The 17,062-nt window shown below is 30.1% G+C and carries 13 protein-coding genes and 3 tRNA genes; 5 read left to right on the forward strand and 11 right to left on the reverse strand.

Annotation, left to right across the window (positions count from 1 at the left end; translation table 11 throughout):
• Window positions 1-7: 7 nt before the first annotated feature.
• Window positions 8-1,183: an acetyl-CoA C-acyltransferase gene (locus V7R38_RS12790; RefSeq protein WP_334059007.1), complete on the reverse strand. Its 1,176-nt coding sequence runs from the start codon at window positions 1,181-1,183 to the stop codon at window positions 8-10.
• Between the two features lie 126 nt (window positions 1,184-1,309).
• Between V7R38_RS12790 and V7R38_RS12795 the strand changes: the two genes are divergently transcribed.
• The 5 genes from V7R38_RS12795 (at window position 1,310) to V7R38_RS12815 (ending at window position 4,399) form a co-directional block, all read left to right on the forward strand.
• Window positions 1,310-3,373 (forward strand): HD family phosphohydrolase, encoded by a 2,064-nt coding sequence (locus V7R38_RS12795; RefSeq protein WP_334059009.1) that lies wholly within the window; start codon window positions 1,310-1,312, stop codon window positions 3,371-3,373.
• A gap of 100 nt (window positions 3,374-3,473) precedes the next feature.
• A tRNA-Ser gene (locus tag V7R38_RS12800) sits at window positions 3,474-3,556 on the forward strand.
• Between the two features lie 11 nt (window positions 3,557-3,567).
• Window positions 3,568-3,642: transfer RNA gene (locus V7R38_RS12805), tRNA-Pro, on the forward strand.
• 29 nt (window positions 3,643-3,671) lie between these two features.
• Window positions 3,672-3,745 (forward strand) — tRNA-Arg (locus V7R38_RS12810).
• Between the two features lie 156 nt (window positions 3,746-3,901).
• On the forward strand, window positions 3,902-4,399 hold the full coding sequence (locus tag V7R38_RS12815) for a hypothetical protein (protein WP_334059010.1): 498 nt from the start codon (window positions 3,902-3,904) through the stop codon (window positions 4,397-4,399).
• A gap of 11 nt (window positions 4,400-4,410) precedes the next feature.
• Here V7R38_RS12815 and V7R38_RS12820 read toward each other — a convergent pair whose 3' ends face one another.
• The 10 genes from V7R38_RS12820 to V7R38_RS12865 all read right to left on the reverse strand — a co-directional run bounded on the left by V7R38_RS12820 (window position 4,411) and on the right by V7R38_RS12865 (window position 17,023).
• Window positions 4,411-4,629: a hypothetical protein gene (locus tag V7R38_RS12820; protein WP_015480719.1), complete on the reverse strand. Its 219-nt coding sequence runs from the start codon at window positions 4,627-4,629 to the stop codon at window positions 4,411-4,413.
• 428 nt (window positions 4,630-5,057) lie between these two features.
• Window positions 5,058-5,930, reverse strand: coding sequence for a sugar phosphate nucleotidyltransferase (locus V7R38_RS12825; RefSeq protein WP_334059013.1), 873 nt, complete (start codon window positions 5,928-5,930; stop codon window positions 5,058-5,060).
• A gap of 1 nt (window position 5,931) precedes the next feature.
• Window positions 5,932-7,011 (reverse strand): mevalonate kinase family protein, encoded by a 1,080-nt coding sequence (locus tag V7R38_RS12830; protein WP_334059014.1) that lies wholly within the window; start codon window positions 7,009-7,011, stop codon window positions 5,932-5,934.
• A 6-nt stretch (window positions 7,012-7,017) separates the two neighbouring features.
• On the reverse strand, window positions 7,018-8,649 hold the full coding sequence (locus V7R38_RS12835; RefSeq protein WP_334059016.1) for a beta-N-acetylhexosaminidase: 1,632 nt from the start codon (window positions 8,647-8,649) through the stop codon (window positions 7,018-7,020).
• Between the two features lie 13 nt (window positions 8,650-8,662).
• Window positions 8,663-10,189, reverse strand: coding sequence for a hypothetical protein (locus V7R38_RS12840; protein ID WP_334059018.1), 1,527 nt, complete (start codon window positions 10,187-10,189; stop codon window positions 8,663-8,665).
• A 1-nt stretch (window position 10,190) separates the two neighbouring features.
• A complete protein-coding gene (locus tag V7R38_RS12845) occupies window positions 10,191-12,482 on the reverse strand; it encodes an FdhF/YdeP family oxidoreductase (RefSeq protein WP_334059020.1) in 2,292 nt (763 codons plus the stop codon).
• A complete protein-coding gene (gene fdhD, locus V7R38_RS12850) occupies window positions 12,475-13,281 on the reverse strand; it encodes a formate dehydrogenase accessory sulfurtransferase FdhD (protein ID WP_334059022.1) in 807 nt (268 codons plus the stop codon). Before fdhD ends, V7R38_RS12845 begins: the two co-directional genes overlap by 8 nt.
• A 200-nt stretch (window positions 13,282-13,481) precedes the next feature.
• A complete protein-coding gene (locus tag V7R38_RS12855) occupies window positions 13,482-14,657 on the reverse strand; it encodes a class I SAM-dependent methyltransferase (RefSeq protein WP_334059024.1) in 1,176 nt (391 codons plus the stop codon).
• A 6-nt stretch (window positions 14,658-14,663) separates the two neighbouring features.
• Window positions 14,664-15,746 (reverse strand): AI-2E family transporter, encoded by a 1,083-nt coding sequence (locus V7R38_RS12860; protein ID WP_015480711.1) that lies wholly within the window; start codon window positions 15,744-15,746, stop codon window positions 14,664-14,666.
• Window positions 15,746-17,023 carry a hypothetical protein gene (locus tag V7R38_RS12865; RefSeq protein WP_334059026.1) on the reverse strand — a complete coding sequence of 426 codons (1,278 nt, stop codon included), beginning with the start codon at window positions 17,021-17,023 and terminating at the stop codon, window positions 15,746-15,748. The genes V7R38_RS12860 and V7R38_RS12865 overlap by 1 nt, the downstream gene beginning before the upstream one ends.
• Window positions 17,024-17,062: the final 39 nt, after the last annotated feature.

Here is a 17,062-nt window from a genome sequence, read left to right on the forward strand (position 1 = left end):
TTATAAATTAAATTCTTTCTAGAATTAGGGCACTAGCACCTCCACCACCATTACATATAGCAGCAGCACCAATTTTGGCATCATTTTGCTTTAAAATAGAAGTTAAAGCAATTACAATTCTTGCTCCAGAAACACCTAAAGGATGCCCTAAAGAAACTGCACCACCATTTACGTTAGTATTTTTATCAGAAATACCTAATATTTTCATGTTTGCTAAGCCAACCACAGAAAATGCTTCGTTCAATTCAAAATAGTCAACTTCATCTATGCTTAAATTAGCTTTAGCCAATGCTTTTGGTAATGCTTTTGCAGGAGCTGTAGTAAACCATTTAGGCTCATGAGCAGCATCTGCATAACTTTTAATTTTTGCAATTGGTGTTAAATTTAATTCTTGCGCTTTTTCAGCAGACATTAAAACTAAAGCAGCCCCACCATCATTTATTGTTGATGCATTAGCAGCAGTAACAGTTCCTTCTTTTGTAAAAGCAGGTCTTAAAGCAGGTATTTTTTCTTTCTTAACATTTTTATATTCTTCATCTTCAGAAAATAGAATAGGCTCACCTCTTCTTTGTGGTATTGAAACTGGTACAATTTCATCATCAAATTTGCCTGAAGCCCAAGCCTCAGCAGATCTGTTGTAAGATTGTATTGCAAAGGCATCTTGATCTTCTCTTGAGAATTCATATTCTGCAGCACATTCATCTGCACAAACACCCATAGCAACCTTTTCATAAGCATCTACTAAACCATCTCTTTGCATACCATCTTCCATAGTAATTGGTCCGAATTTAGATCCGTTTCTAGCATGTTGATAATGAGGTATAGAACTCATGTTTTCCATTCCACCTGCTACTACAATGTCAGCATCACCTAAAGTAATTGTTTGGGCTGCAAGCATAATAGATTTCATACCCGATGCACAAACTTTATTTACTGTAGTACAAGGTACAGAATCTGGAATACCTGCATGAATTGCTGCCTGTCTTGCAGGAGCTTGTCCTAAACCTGCAGAAACTACATTACCCATAAATACTTCTTGAACCAAATTGGCATCTAAATTTATTTTGTCTAAAGCACCTTTAATGGCAATAGCACCTAATTTTGTAGCTGGAATAGAAGATAAACTTCCCATAAAACTTCCAATAGGTGTTCTTGCTATAGATACAATTACTACTTCTTTCATATTATATATTTTTTTCTTTAAATCGTTTCTTTGTCTTGCGAAAATAACCATTTTAAATCAAAAAGAAATCTTAATTTTTGGGCTTCATTTTTTTACTGTAAGTTTGTTATAATAACACTGTTACTTATGAGTGATTTCATCAATAAAATATATAGAAATAACACAATTATTTATAAAGTTATTCTATTTCTAATAACTACAGTTGCCATTGTTTATTTGTTTCCAAAAGGGGGGCAGTTTAAATATGATTTTAGCAATGGTCAGCTATGGAAATATGATAACTTATATGCTACTTTCGATTTTGCTATACAAAAAACAGATGAAGAAATTGAAGTTGAAAAAAAGCAAATAGAGGTAAATGCCAAATTGTATTTTCAATATGATGCAGAGGTTGTAAACCAAGTAAGGGCTTCGTTTAATAATAAAATTTTAAGTTTAAAATTGAATGATTCTTTAACAGAAACCAAAAGATTATCACTAAAAAGAGTAGGAGAGAACATTATTGAAGATGTTTATAATTATGGATATTTAGAGGTAATTAGTGAAGACAGAGTTTCTGAGTTAGATGAAATTGTTGCGCTTAAAAAAGAAAATGAAGTGGAAGATATTTTGTTTAAAAATCTATTCAACTCAAAAGAAGTTTTAGCATTGATTAATACTGAAATTGGATCGAAAGAATTATCCTATAACCAGAACTTATTACTAAATATTTTAGCAAGCGTTATTAAACCTAACGTGTCTTATGATAAAGATTTTACAGAGAAAATAATTCAAAATGATATTGACCATATTTCTTACACAAAAGGTAAAGTTTCAGAAGGTGAATTAATCATTTTAAAAGGTGATATAGTAGAGGGTAAAAAGTTGGCTATTTTGAATTCCTTAAAAAGTGAATCAGAATCTAAAATCTGGACAGATTCTAATTACAATTGGATTGTTTTAGGATATACCATTTTAGTATCTCTAGCCCTATTAATGTTATTGCTTTTTTTACATAAATATAGAATTGAAATTTATGAAAATAACAACAAAGTAACATTTATCTTTTTTAATGTATTTGCCATAATTTTTATACAAACTTTGGTAATTAAATACAACTCCGATTATTTGTATATAGTACCTTTAAGTATTTTACCAATTATTATTAAGGCTTTCTTTGATGCTAGATTGGGTTTATTTAGTCATGTATTAACAGTATTGCTTTTAGGATATATAGTTCCAAATAGTTTTGAGTTTATTTATCTACATATCATTGCAGGTATTGTAACCATACTTACAGTTTCTGAACTATACAAAAGAGCCAATCTATTTATATCTGTAGCTCAAATAACAGGTATATATATGTTAACCTACTTTGCGTTTTCTGTAATTAAAGAAGGTAATGTTTCTCAAATTAATTGGGATTATTTTGTGCTTTTTGCAATGAACGGATTGCTTTCATTTCTTTCAATTATATTAATTTATATTTATGAAAAGGTTTTTGGACTGGTATCTGATGTTACCTTATTAGAGCTTTCTAACACCAATACAAAGCTTTTAAGACAATTGAATGAAGAAGCTCCAGGAACATTTCAGCATTCTATGCAAGTGGCTAATTTAGCAGAGGCTGCAGCCAATGAAATTGGTGCTAATTCTATGTTGGTAAGAACTGGGGCATTATATCATGATGTAGGTAAAATGCTAAATCCGATGTATTTTATAGAAAACCAATCTACAGGTGTGAATCCGCATAATGATTTATCACCTAGAGATAGTAGTAAAATAATTACAGATCATGTTATAAAAGGGGTAGAGTTAGCTAAGAAAAATAATATACCAGATAGAATTATTGATTTTATCAGAACGCACCATGGTACAAGTTCTACTTACTATTTTTATAAAAAAGAGCAAGAACTAAATCCAGACACCGAAGTTGATATTGAAAAGTTTAAATACAAAGGTCCTATACCATTTTCTAAGGAAACTGCTATTTTAATGATGTGTGATGCAGCAGAAGCAGCATCGAAAAGTATCAAAAATCCAACAGCTCAGTCTATTAGCGATTTAATTGATAAAATTATTGATAAACAAATGTCCGATAACCAATTTGTAAACTCAGATATTACTTTCAGGGAAATTAAATTGATTAAAAAAGTGATCAAGAAAAAGTTGATGAACATCTATCATTTAAGGGTAGAATATCCAGAATAAAAAAACTTAATAAAAACATTAAAAAATCTTGGTAAATTGTAATTCTAATATTACATTTGCACTCGCAATTTAATTCAACTATTTAATAGTGGGATTTTTTGGAGAGGTGGCAGAGTGGTAATGCAGCAGATTGCTAATCTGTCGACCTTTTTGGTCGCCAGGGTTCGAGTCCCTGTCTCTCCGCAAATTGCACTCGGGGTGTAGCGTAGCCCGGTCATCGCGCCTCGTTTGGGACGAGGAGGTCGCAGGTTCGAATCCTGCCACCCCGACTTTGTTTTCGTAGAAACATAAAAACTACGGGCTCTTAGCTCAGCTGGATAGAGCACCTCCCTTCTAAGGAGGCGGTCGAAGGTTCGAATCCTTCAGGGCTCACTTAAACCACACTATTTATAGTGTGGTTTTTTGTTTTATTAAATAGCTTCATCTTTATATTCGTCTCAATTCGACTGCATTTAAAAGCCACTTGGCGAAAATTTCTAATTTCAGCTAATTTATAGGGTAAATTTGTTGCAGATAAATACCCTATTTATGAAAACGATAAAAAAAATCTCAACCCTATTCTTATTACTTGTTGGAATATTTTCCTTCACTACAATTGAAACTAAAACTTCTAAAAATGGAATTAATCTAGATCAGATTGATGTAATAGAAGCTTTAAATAAAGAATATTTTGAATGCAGGCCTTCATCAAAAATTATGTTTTATGTGGAGTCTACAATTGAAAAAAAATCTAGAGGATATAATGTTGTTAAGGCAGATATTAAAGTATTAGACAGACAGACAGGTAATACCAAATTATTGGCATCTCAAAGTATTGTGATAGCAAATAATAAGGATGCTATATTAGAAATTCCTGAATTGAGTGATGCAAGAAGTACTACAGAGCTTACAAATGGCGATATTTTACTACATAAAAATAACACCAACAAATATCAATTTAATGATTTGGTGAAATACAACTCGCTTTATAATAGTTATGTGAATTCTACTAATAAACGATTAAACACTTCTAGATTAAATAAATAACTATTAGTGAACTACACTGCTATTATATTGTAAAGCGATTTAAAAAATTTATAGACTAATTTTACTGAATTAATTATAAATGGAAACAGGGTTATGAAAAATAACATAACCATAAATGCGTCTAAAAGATTCTCAATACCTTCATTAGATGCTAAATGAAATCCAGAAAAATATAAGGCTGTTGCTGTAACTAAAACGACTATCGCTTGTTTAATGATAAGTTTACTCATTGTTGTGGGGGATTACAATTTAAAGTAAATGTACAAAAAATAATTTTATAGTTACAAATTTAAAATTCTTAGCCTAAAACTTTTTTGAAACATTTAAACGTTAATGAAGCAAAATTGCCCAAAAAAGGGAAAAAAGCTAAAAAGAAAACGATCACTACAAAACCATCTGATAGGTTTTTTAAGTTTCCAATAGAAATTAAATGAAATCCTGAGAAATAGAGTATTACTGAAGTGAATGCAAGCACGCACAATTGTTTTATGGTTTCTTTATCCATAATTAAGGGGTTAAGGGGTTAAAAAGTGTTGCAATATAATATATTTTATAGAAAAACGGTATTCAAAAGACTAATTGTTAATAACTTGTATATTTATTTACACGGATTACAATCCAATTAAAGGGAGAAGGTCAGCTATTGGATAGAGCATAATTACCAAGCCAAATTTGTAGGGTAATTTTCATCAATATATTTCTTAACTATTGATATATCGTCTTTTGCGGTTAAATCTGGAACATGTTCAGAAACAGGAATTGTTAAAAAACTCTTTGGATGATCTTTGATGCAATTTAATACAACAGTTGGTAATTCTTTTTCATTTCTTTTTGGATGAATGGGACAATTTTTTAAATACTCAAAAATTATTGGCCCATCTAATTTAAAGATATTCATGCTTACTCTTATCTTGCCATCTTTGTCTTGATAATTTTCAGCTTCCTCTTTTGTGGGTTTTTCAATAATATCTTTCAAGTAATTCTGCTTATCCAAATTCATAATAGCAAAAGAGTATATTTTTTCTAATGAAAATTCTAAACTTTTTCTATCATATGAAATAAGTGAATTTACACTTTCAGAATTTCTCAATAATTCTAAAACTTTAATTGAATATAGATTATCGCTATTGCAAACTGTAAATGATTCTTTTTTTAATTTAGGAAATTGTTCTATTGCTTGATAAACTGCATCTGCTGTTCCAAAAGGTTTTTCTCTAAAGTCTGGTATTTTTTGAATCGGAAATGAAATGTTTAATCCTTTAAATTCATTGTTGGCTGATTTAGTGCCATAAAAAGTTTTGAAAAGATTCCCATTTTTATTTATAACAATATAAATGTTTTTATAGCCTGCTTTTTTAGCGTTGTAAAGTAAGTAATCCATTAATGGTCTGTTTTCCTTTCCAACTCCAATTAAACTTTTACTTCGAGAATTAGCCTCATTAATTTTTTCTTTATTGATGTTTTTTATGGTCGATGGCTTCTTCATTCTTGAAGACATGCCACCAGCTAAAATTATTAAATTGTTATGCATGTTATTTAATTAATCTTGCTCCAGGATCAACGTTAGCAAAGTAAACACTTTTAGCGCCAGCATTATTCAAAGCTGCTATAATTTTATTTTTATTGGTTTCATCAGAGATAACTGCAATACTTCCTCCACCACCAGAACCAACTATTTTTGCTCCTAAAGCTCCAGCTGATAAAGCAGCATCTATCATTTTATCAATTTTAGGTACTGTAATTTTGAGAAGCTCTTTTAAATAATAGTGATGCTTATTCATTAATTGACCTATTGAATTAAGATTTAACCTTTCTTTTTTAAATTCTAATAGTGCAGTTTTGGTAACAGTGTAATTGCCAAGAGCTGCTTCTAAATAGGGTTTTAAATCATCACTTAAATAATTAAGATATTCATCTAGATGCGCAAGATTTGCAGTTTCTATGGTAAAATGAGGAATATGTTTTTGAACCTCTTTAATAGCTTTCCAAGAATTAGTTTTTAAGCGATGTAATAGGGCAGTGGTTTCTTTTGGTACACCAGAATCTGCCATAATTAAGCCAGGAATAGGATTCTTTAAAACTTGATAAGAAAAATCTTCACCCGTTTCTAAATAAATGATATTTCCTAAACCTATACTGTATTGATCCATTTTACCTCCTGGAGCATTAAGTTCTAAAACTTCAGCTTCGTAGGCTAATTGAGATAATTTCTCTGGTGATAAAAGTTCTTCTGGCCCAAATGCTTTTAATAAAAACTGAATCCAAGCTACAGTTAATGCAGATGAACTAGAAGTTCCTGAATTTATTGGAATAGTTCCTGTAATTAAAACATCATAGCCACAACTGGGTGTGCAATTATATCTTTTTAAAACCTGTAAGCTAGATTGCAAAAAATCTCCTTGTTCTAATTCGTCTTGCTGTTGATATATAGAAATTGTTCTTTTTTGATTGATATCTGGCAAATCAATAACAAAATTTTCTTTATTATTCTTAACAGCCTTAATGGTAATGTGTTTATCAATTGCGCATGCAATTATTGGTAACCCTAAGTAATCTTGATGGTCGCCAAATAAACAAGTTCTTCCTGGAGCAATAGAAATTATTTCTTTCAAACTAAATTATTTTTTTTCTACAAATTCATTAGGTGCATAGTATATGTTTTTAGATGCCCATCTATCTTGTAAATTTTTAAGACTGATTTTAAAAGCACTAAAATCTTTATTTTCTAAATTGGTCCAACCTATTTCTGCATATGCAGCTATTCTTGGAAAAACTTTATAATGCATTTCTCCAATTGTAGGAATCCATTCACCCCACATTTGGCAACCTAAACCAATCACTTTATCATGATATTTTACATCTAAATCTTTAGGAATTGGGTTAAAAGCATATGCTTTTGAGAAAGGTAGATTTTTATATCTATAATCTAGATAGGTAGAAGAATGTAATGAGTTTACAATTTCATACCCGTTTTTTGCTGCAGTTGTTGCCAATTCAACATCTCCTTTCCAGAAATGTACAATACTTTCTTTTGCTAATTTTTGAGAAGTCTGGGTGTCATTTTCATCTTGATATTCATGTAAATTATGACCCATAATTTCGTTCCAACCCATCATTCTTCTTCCTTTACTTTGCAGGTAATTAGATATTGAATTTGTGAAGTAAACCTGTAAATCAGCAGGCGTTTTTAATTTTTTCTCTTTCATGTATTGCTGAACAGAAGACGAATTTTTCCAATGGTTGTATTTTACTTCATCTCCACCAATATGAATAACTTTTGATGGAAATAGTGTCATAACTTCATCTAATACGTCTTTTAGAAATTGTGTTACTCTTGGGTTTGTAACATCGTAAACATCTTTTCCAACTCCGAATTTTATAGGCACTTCTATTTCTTTTTTAGAAGTTCCTAACCAAGAATAAGAAGCAATTGCAGCAGTTGAATGACCAGGCATTTCTATTTCTGGAACAACAGTAATGTTCCTTTCTTGGGCATAAGCCACAATTTCTTTAATATCTTCTTGGGTATAAAAACCTTTATGAGGCTCTGCAGATTGTATTGGGCTTTCCCACTGTAAAGGGCCAATTTGTGTGCTTTTTCTTTTAGATCCAATTTCTGTCAATTTTGGATATTTTTTAATTTCAATTCGCCAACCTTGATCATCTACCAAATGCCAATGAAACGTATTCATTTTTAAAAAAGCCATTTCATCTAATAGTAATTTTACCTGTTCTTTACCTTTAAAATATCTAGCTTCATCTAACATGAATGCCCTCCATTTAAATCTTGGAGCATCTTTTATTTTAATACCCTTTACTTTAATTTGATTTTCATATTGTGAATAATGTGAGTTGTAAGAAAGCAATTGCATTAAGGTCTGGTTGCCATAAAACCAGCCAGCTTTGTTTTTAGCACAAATAGTAATTTTATCATCTTCTACAGTTAATTCGTAAGCTTCATTTTGCAAGTTTTTATCTATTTTAAAAGTGATAAAATTATTTTTCGCAAAACCTTGCTGGGTAGTTTTTAACGATAGATTAAACTCATTTTTAAAATAATTTACCAAATCCTGTTCTATCAATTTAGCATCATTTGATGAAACTATTTTAGTGTTTTCATTTATTATAAATGATTTTTTACCATATATAATGGTATTTGGCTGAGGTATAATTTGTATGTTTTGAGCTTCTATAATTGATGAATTTAGAAATAGGATAAAAAATATAAGGTTTAAAAAAGGTTTTTTCATAATTAGATTTACTTTACTTTTTCATTTTTAAAAATGATATATGATATTTTAATCCGAAGTTAAAAGCTATACTACTTAAAGATCCACCTTTAGCTTTTACATAACCAGCAGCACTTCTAAAACTTAAATTATCATTTAATTGGTAATTAAAACCTACACTTGGTTTTACAATTAATCCTTGTCCTGTACTTATATCTCCTCCACCAGCAGCTCCTCCCAAAGCTTGTAGAAATATAGATACTTTATCATTCATAAATGAATTAGTTTGTACGCCTAAACCTACAATTCCTTCAGCATAAGCACCTGCGTTTCCAAAATTAGCAAATGACGTTTGCCCAGTGATGTATATGTTTTTATTTAGGTTTAAATTAATTTGAAGCGAGATTTGGTGTAAATCTTCTGTAGGATTAGAATCTCTTTCTGCATTGAAATAAATATCATGTTTTGTAATAATTTCTAGTCCTTTAAATTTACCAGAACTGAATTTTTTATCAGAATTAGTACCATTTCTTTCCACATAATACTTTAAACCAACTCCAAGTGAAGATGTATAAAAATGTGAATTAGGAGACATTACAAACCCTTTATTTACGGAGATATACATGTCGTTAAAAATACGTTGTTCAAGAGATAAATCTGGATAAATTAAGAAACCTCCTTGAGAATCGATTCCACCTCCACCACCAGCACCTGCTCCAAATTTGGCAAGGATATTTGTGCTATTGTTATTGAATGATAGATGATAACCACCACCTAAAAATACATCCATATAACCTGCTTTAATGCCATCAAAGGCACCATCAACTTTTAGAAATGCAAACCAGTTTTTGGTGAAATAAGTAGCCAATTCAAAACCTGCTAATTTTATAGTTTTTCCGTTATTAATACCTTGCGTTTCTCCTTTTATTTTTAAGGTATTTAAATGCAGCATTAAAGAGGTTCTCTTTGAGTTTACATTCCAATCAGACTCCTTAAGACTGTCAAAATTGTATTCGGTTTCAGAAGCTATGTAAGAGGCGTAATCGTAATTTAAGGGTATTTCTAGACTAAAATTAATTTGATGATTTTGTATTAATCCACCATCAAAAAAGTCAACATAACTCCAACCTGAATTTATAGAGAAGTGTTCAAAATCATAACCAAGATTTGCATGAGGTAAAATAAATGCGCCTCCACCATCAGGAGCAGCAGCACCTCCACCACCTCCAAAATGAAAACCAGCATCAACATAAAACTTAGGACTTAAATATTTTTTAATTCCTGCATTTACGCCTAAAGTAAAAAAGCCACCTCTTTCACCAGTTACAGCTCCATAAATACCAAGACCAGCATAAGCCCAATCGTTCAACATTAAATTATAATGAATACCTGAAAATCCCATGTTTTTTTCATTAGGAATGCTAGTTTCTGGCATTTTTATTGACAAAACATCTAATTTCGCAAACGCTTTCTGAGTTTGTTTCTTAGGAATTTCAATAGTTTGAGCATAACTATGATAACTTAAAAATAGTAATAGAAATAAACTTAGAATTTTCTTCATTTTATCTTTTATGGATTGTAATAATTACAGTTTTTGATGTTGGTGTATTACTAGTTCTACCTGTGCTTTGTATAGGTACTAATACATTTGCTTCAGGAAAATAGGTTGCAGTACATTGTTTTGGAATGTTGTATGGAATTGCTATAAAACCTTTGGCTTCTCTAATTTCATTATCAAAGTGGCTTCTTAAATCTACGATGTCTAATTTCTTAATATTGTATTTTTCCAAATCAGAACTATTCATAAAAATAACTCTTCTTTCGTTTAATACTCCTCTATACCTATCATTCAAACCATAAATTGTGGTGTTGTATTGATCGTGCGTTCTTATAGTCATCATTATAAATTGATCTTCTGCAAGCTTTAAATCAGAAGTAGCATTTACCGTAAAATTTGCCTTACCTGTTGCTGTGGGCTTAAAGTTATTTGCTCTTGCATTATTGGGTAAGTAAAAACCAACATCTTCTCGAACTCTTTTATTATAGTTATTAAAGCCAGGAATAACAGCTTCTATTTTATCTCTTATATAATCATAATTAGATATAAGTTCATCCCAATTTACTTTTGAGTTTTTTAAAGTTGCTTTGGCTAAACCAGCAACAATTGCAGGTTCACTTAACAAATCTTCAGAGCAAGGTTCTAAATGGCCTTGAGATTTATGAACAATTCCCATAGAATTTTCTACAGATATAAATTGCTCTCCAGAAGTTTGGTAATCTTTTTCTGATCTTCCTAAACAGGGCAAAATTAAAGCCTTTTTACCATGAATTAAATGACTTCTATTTAGCTTTGTAGAAACGTGAACAGTTAAATTGCAATTTCGTAAACCTTCTGCTGTATATTCTGTATCTGGAGTTGCAGACACAAAATTACCACCCATACCAAAAAATACTTTGGCCTTTTTTTGATGCATGGCTTTTATAGAATTTACAACATCAAAGCCATGTTTTCTGGGAGATTTAAAATTAAACTCGGTATCAATTTTATCTAAGAATGTGTCTGGCATTTTTTCCCAAATACCCATAGTTCTATCTCCTTGTACATTGGAATGTCCACGAACAGGACATGTTCCAGCACCTTTTTTTCCAATGCTACCCTTTAGAAGTAAAATATTTACAATTTCTCTAATGTTGTCTACAGAGTTTTTATGCTGAGTTAAACCCATTGCCCAACAAATGATAATTTTTTTATTGTTGATAATTAGGTCTGCAGCCTTTTTAATTATTTCTAAAGTTAAACCTGTTTGAGGCAATAGATAATCAATTGAATACGTTTCTAAATCGTCTATTAAAGCTTCAACTCCATGGGTTTTTTCTTTTATAAATTTATAGTCAAAAACAGAACCTGTATCTTCTTCCTCTTTAGCAATCATTAATTTTAAAATGATTTTTAGAAGAGCTACATCTCCGTTAATTTTAACTTGTAAAAACAAATCTGTTAAATCTTGTCCTGAACCTACCCATTTTAAAGGGTTTTGAGGGTCTTTATAATTCATTAATCCAACTTCAGGTAAGGGATTAATGGTTATAATTTTACTTCCATTCTTTTTGGCATCACCTAATGCAGTTAACATTCTAGGATGATTGGTGCCAGGGTTTTGCCCCATTACAATTATTAAATCTGTATGATTAAAATCATCTAAGGTAACAGAACCTTTACCAATACCTAATGTTTCAGAAAGTGCTGCACCACTTGCTTCATGACACATGTTAGAACAATCAGGTAAATTGTTTGTACCAAATTGTCTTCCAAATAATTGATATAAAAATGCAGCTTCGTTACTCGTTCTTCCTGAGGTGTAAAAAATGGCTTCATCAGGAGAATCTAGACTATTAAGTTCACTTGCAATAAGCTTAAAAGCATCTTTCCAAGAAATTTCTTTGTAATGGTTTGCGCCTTCAGGTAAATAAACAGGATGTGTAATTCGACCTTTTTTTCCTATTTCATAATCAGAAAGTTTGGCCAAATTACTCACTGAGTAAGTTGCAAAAAATAGTGGGGAAACTTTATTTCTTGTTGCTTCTTCAGCAACTGCTTTTGCACCATTTTCACAATATTCAGCTAAAAAGGCTCTTTTTTCATCAGGGTCTGGCCATGCACAGCCAGGACAATCAAAACCATAGGTTTGATTTAAGTTTTTTAATAAGCTCATTCCTCTAAATAGTCCTGCTTCATTTTTCACATGATTTATAGAAGATTTTATGGCCTTAAAGCCAACTGCTGAATGAGGAATTTCTTTTAATTCTATTCCTGTATATTTTTCTGGATTTTGAGCATTTGTTTTTTTAATCATGTGCTAAAAGATTAATTGCGTTTGTGTTGGAATAGATGGTTAGTTTGTTTTCTCTAGTAAAGCCAATTAAGCAAATACCAAATTCTTTGGCAAAATCTACAGCTAAACTTGAACATGCAGAAACTGCAACAATTACGGGTATTTTTGCAATAAAAGCTTTTGTGACTATTTCGTAAGAAACTCTTCCACTAACAAGCAAGTAATGCGCTTTTTTTAAGTTTTCATTTATGAGTAAATTGCCAATAGCTTTATCAACAGCATTGTGTCTACCAATATCTTCCTTTAATGTAAGAAGATTATTGTCTTTAGAAAATAATGCAGCTGCATGGCTTCCTCCAGATTTATTATAAGTCTTTTGAAGTGTATGCATAACTTCATACATTTTATGTAGTTGATTCGCAGTTAATTGATACCTATTCTCTAAATTATTACCAGTTACTTTAATGTCATTTAACTCCTTTTTACCACAAATACCACAAGATGAGACAGATAGTAACGTTCTTTTATTCAAATAACCTTTGCCTAAATGATCTTTAGATATAGAAACATCAACTATTTTGGGAATATTATCTTCTTGTTTAAGAATTTTCATTGCTAAAGGTGCTTTCTGTTTGTAAATATCTTCAGCAAACAATAAGCCTCTAATTAACTCAAAGTCATCATCAGGAGTTCTCATAACTACTGTATATGGCTCTTTATTGATATTTATTTGGAGTGGAGCTTCTACAACAAGGAAATCATCAACTTTTGTGTAGTTTGATTTTGAAACTTTTAGACCTTGATATAGGGTAGATTGCATAGGTATGGAGAATATATCTTTCTATACAAACTTAATGAAAAAGTACTAGCAAAAAAAAAGTCTCGATATCGAAATCGAGACTTGGGCTTTAGTGTCTTATACCCCTAAAAATAAAACACATAAAGTGGTTACAAATATAAATAATTATTTCAATTAAGAACAAAAAAATTAAGGAATGTTAACAAATTAACAATTTTAGCTTAAATTTTACTACAAATAATAGTTATTAGGTCACTTTTATTGATTTTTGTGAAAAACACATAAATAGCTCCACCATCTTTAATTTTAGTCTCTTTTCTTAGCTGTGCTACTGTTTTTGGGAAATTTCTAGTAGTAAAATTCGCCTTATTCCCTGGTAAGAATTTCTTTAATTTCTTTTTATCGTATTTTAAAATAGCATCTATTTTAAATGCTCTTCCAGGAAAAGTTATTAACATTTTAGATGTAAAAAGATGCGAATGTTGATGTAATTTAAAACTATTTGTATGCTTTGCAATTTGTTGAAATGCACCAGCTTTTAAAATGGCACTATTGGGTTCGTACAAATAATCTAATGGTTCTGAATAACTTGCTTGTACTTCATCTTTATAAGCAAAATAATAACTTTGAAGTTGGTCTTTCTGAAAATTAATTGTTTTAATTTTTATAGTATTATTATAGTCTTTTTCTAGTAAAAACAGTAACTCTTTAACTTCATTATTTGCAGCAACTACATGTACTTCTTTTACATTTTTTAGGTCATTAATTGTATTTGTAATATCTAAGATTGGTGATACTTTAATTAAAATGTTATTTGCTTTAGTAAAAAAGAAATCTATTTTTGGAGGTACATAAGGCAAACAATCTTTAAGCAAAAACACCTTACCTTTTACATCACTTCTTCTACTTGGATCTATATAAATACAATCATAATGTTGCTTTGTATTTTTGAGAAATTCAAAACCATTACCTGCAATTGTTGTAATGTTAGAAACATCTAATTCTTTATAATTATGTGATACAATTTTAGATAGCTCTTCATTAATTTCACAATGAGTTACTTTATTAAATGTTTTAGCAAAGTAAAAACAGTCTACTCCAAAACCACCAGTAATATCTATTATCGAAGATCCCTCTATAATTGCTGATTTGTATTTAGCAGTAATTTCTGATGAAGTTTGCTCAATACTTAATTTAGGAGGATAATAAATTTTGCTTGTGTTAAACCAAGTAGGTAATTTCTTTTCGGATTTTTGTTTTGCAATAACCTGATTTGCTAATTCTTGAGATGAAATGTCTTCAAATGGGCTTCCTTTTAAGATTAGTTTTGTAATCTCTGATTTTAAATTATCAGTAATATATTGTTGTACGTTTTCCTCTAAGATATTTAAATTCAATAGTAATTAAATGTTTTTGGTTAAGGATTTTACAATCTTATTTTCAGATAAAAATTCTTTTAAAATAACTTTTAAAGCAGTGTAAGAAGGTACAGCTGTAATCATACCTATAACACCAAATAACAAGCCTCCAATAATAATTACCAAAAAAATTTCTAAAGGATGAGATTTTGTGGTTTTTGAGAAAATCACAGGCTGACTTACAAAATTATCTAATACTTGTGCTAGAAAGTAAAACACCATAATTTTTAAAGATGTTGGTAAAATAAATGCTTGAAAATCATTACCAATATTGCTGGTCATAGATAGAGTAAACATTAACAAACCTCCTATAATTGGCCCAACATAAGGTATAAGGTTTAGCAAAGCACACAAAAATGCAATAACGACTGCATTTGAAATTCCGAAAAATAAAAGTACAATTGTATAGATGATGAATAAGATAGTTATCTGAAAAATTAGACCTATAAAGTATCTCGATAAAAGGTTATTTATAACTTCTAACGAATGAGAAAATTTATTTTCGCTATTATTAGGGATTAAGGTTAATATTCCCTTTTTAAACAATCTACTATCTTTCATAAAGAAAAAACAAATAAATAAAACCGAAAATAAGCCAACACTTAAGTTACCTAAAGTTCCTAAGATGCTATTAAAAATATTGGGAATCGTTTTAAATTGATTTGCAAAGTCGATACTTTTTAATTCCTTTAAAACATCTATACCTTTAGATGAGAAATAGGCTGTGATTTGATTAAAGATAGATTGTACATTGTATTGCAATTGATCAACCTCTAATAGTGATAAACTTTTACCTTGTTCTATAATAAGAGGTATAAATAATACTACAATTCCTGTTAATAAGCTTAACATCAGAATCATTGTGGTTACAACAGCTAGCGTATTTGGAAATTTTAGTTTTTTTCTTAAAAATAAAATTATTGGACGCCCAATTAAAGATAAAACTGCTGCAATTATAATGTAAGTAATAACAGATTGAATTTCTATTAAAAAGAGAATTAGCAGCACAATACCAAGTATTATACCCAATGCTCTTAAAATTCCGTTTGCTATTATTTTTGATGTCATTAATTATAACCTTTTACATCTCCCATGCTTAAAGTAGCACCATTAGAAAAAGTATGATTTGTAGGCAATAAGGTACCACTTTCTGTGGTAATCCAACTTTCCCAAGTTGCAGGTGTACCATTCATTCTGCCATTTTTTAAATACATTTTATAACTTTTAGGAATAAAGTTTTCATCTAAAAGCCACACATAACTGTCTCCAGGAGTTGTTCCTCCAGAAGTGTAAGTTACTCTTAAACCTGTTTCACCATCAATAGATTCTAAAGTTCTAATTACACCATCATCAAATAATTTATGAGGAGCAACTAACCAGAAAGAATCATTATTAAAAATATCCCAAGCTCTTTTCACGATTTTTTCATCTGTATCTTCTTGCTTTTCGCCTTCAAAATAAACAGTGCTATTGTCTAAATCTTCAGGATTTAAGTTCACACGAAAATCTTCCCAAGAAACATCAACAATATGGCTCTCTTTATTCCATTTAAAATTTCTTCTGCCTCCAAAACTCCATTCTAAAAATTTAGTGTTCTTATAATTTTCGTGTTTTATGGCAGTTAAAATTTTATTTGCTAAATCATTTGCTTGCTTATTATAGGCTTTAGCATTCCCTATAGGAATCTCTAAACCAAATAAAGACAAGGTATGGGTTTTAGGCAGTAAAATACCAGCCTCAGTTCTATTTAGATTAGACCAAGTTGCTGCTACACCACCAATTGGTATAATTGAGGTCCACATTTTATAAGAAGTAGGCAAATAGTTTTCATCTAAAATCCATAAGTAAGAATCTCCAGGAGTAGAGCCTCCAGAAGTGTAAGTTACCATTAAAGCATCTTTACCTTCATAATTTACAATGCTTCTCTCTGTGCCAGCATCAAAAATTTTGTAAGGTGCAATTAACCAAAATGAATCGTTATTAAAATAAGACTGTGCTTTTGCAATTAATTCTTTCTTGTCTGATTTTTTATCATCTACATAAACTTCAGATTTTGAAGCATCTTTTGTGTTTAAAATCACTTTATTATTATCCCAAGTTACTTCAACACTATTTTTCTGTTTGAACCATTTGTAAAAATGAGCATTTCTAAAATTCCATTCAATGATTTCGGTATTTTCAAAAGCTTCATGATTTATTGCATTAAACATTTTTATGGCCAAGGCTTCTGCTTCTTTTCCTTTTTCACCTTCAGGCAAATCTTCATTATTAGCAAAATAATAGATGGTTAAAAATCCAATAATTAAAATAAGTAGAACTGCTAAAATTTTAAAAAATTTCTTCATAGAATTATTAAGTGTTGTAAAACACAAATTTATTAATTT

It is taken from the genome of Polaribacter sp. P097 (assembly GCF_036864555.1).
GTDB lineage: Bacteria > Bacteroidota > Bacteroidia > Flavobacteriales > Flavobacteriaceae > Polaribacter.

Excerpts from the sequence above, each read along its gene's own strand:
- V7R38_RS12790 (WP_334059007.1), bottom strand. The coding sequence starts at position 1,183 with ATGAAAGAAGTAGTAATTGTATCTATAGCAAGAACACCTATTGGAAGT.
- V7R38_RS12795 (WP_334059009.1), top strand. The coding sequence starts at position 1,310 with ATGAGTGATTTCATCAATAAAATATATAGAAATAACACAATTATTTAT.
- V7R38_RS12815 (WP_334059010.1), top strand. The coding sequence starts at position 3,902 with ATGAAAACGATAAAAAAAATCTCAACCCTATTCTTATTACTTGTTGGA.
- V7R38_RS12820 (WP_015480719.1), bottom strand. The coding sequence starts at position 4,629 with ATGAGTAAACTTATCATTAAACAAGCGATAGTCGTTTTAGTTACAGCA.
- V7R38_RS12825 (WP_334059013.1), bottom strand. The coding sequence starts at position 5,930 with ATGCATAACAATTTAATAATTTTAGCTGGTGGCATGTCTTCAAGAATG.
- V7R38_RS12835 (WP_334059016.1), bottom strand. The coding sequence starts at position 8,649 with ATGAAAAAACCTTTTTTAAACCTTATATTTTTTATCCTATTTCTAAAT.
- V7R38_RS12840 (WP_334059018.1), bottom strand. The coding sequence starts at position 10,189 with ATGAAGAAAATTCTAAGTTTATTTCTATTACTATTTTTAAGTTATCAT.
- V7R38_RS12845 (WP_334059020.1), bottom strand. The coding sequence starts at position 12,482 with ATGATTAAAAAAACAAATGCTCAAAATCCAGAAAAATATACAGGAATA.
- fdhD (WP_334059022.1), bottom strand. The coding sequence starts at position 13,281 with ATGCAATCTACCCTATATCAAGGTCTAAAAGTTTCAAAATCAAACTAC.
- V7R38_RS12860 (WP_015480711.1), bottom strand. The coding sequence starts at position 15,746 with ATGACATCAAAAATAATAGCAAACGGAATTTTAAGAGCATTGGGTATA.
- V7R38_RS12865 (WP_334059026.1), bottom strand. The coding sequence starts at position 17,023 with ATGAAGAAATTTTTTAAAATTTTAGCAGTTCTACTTATTTTAATTATT.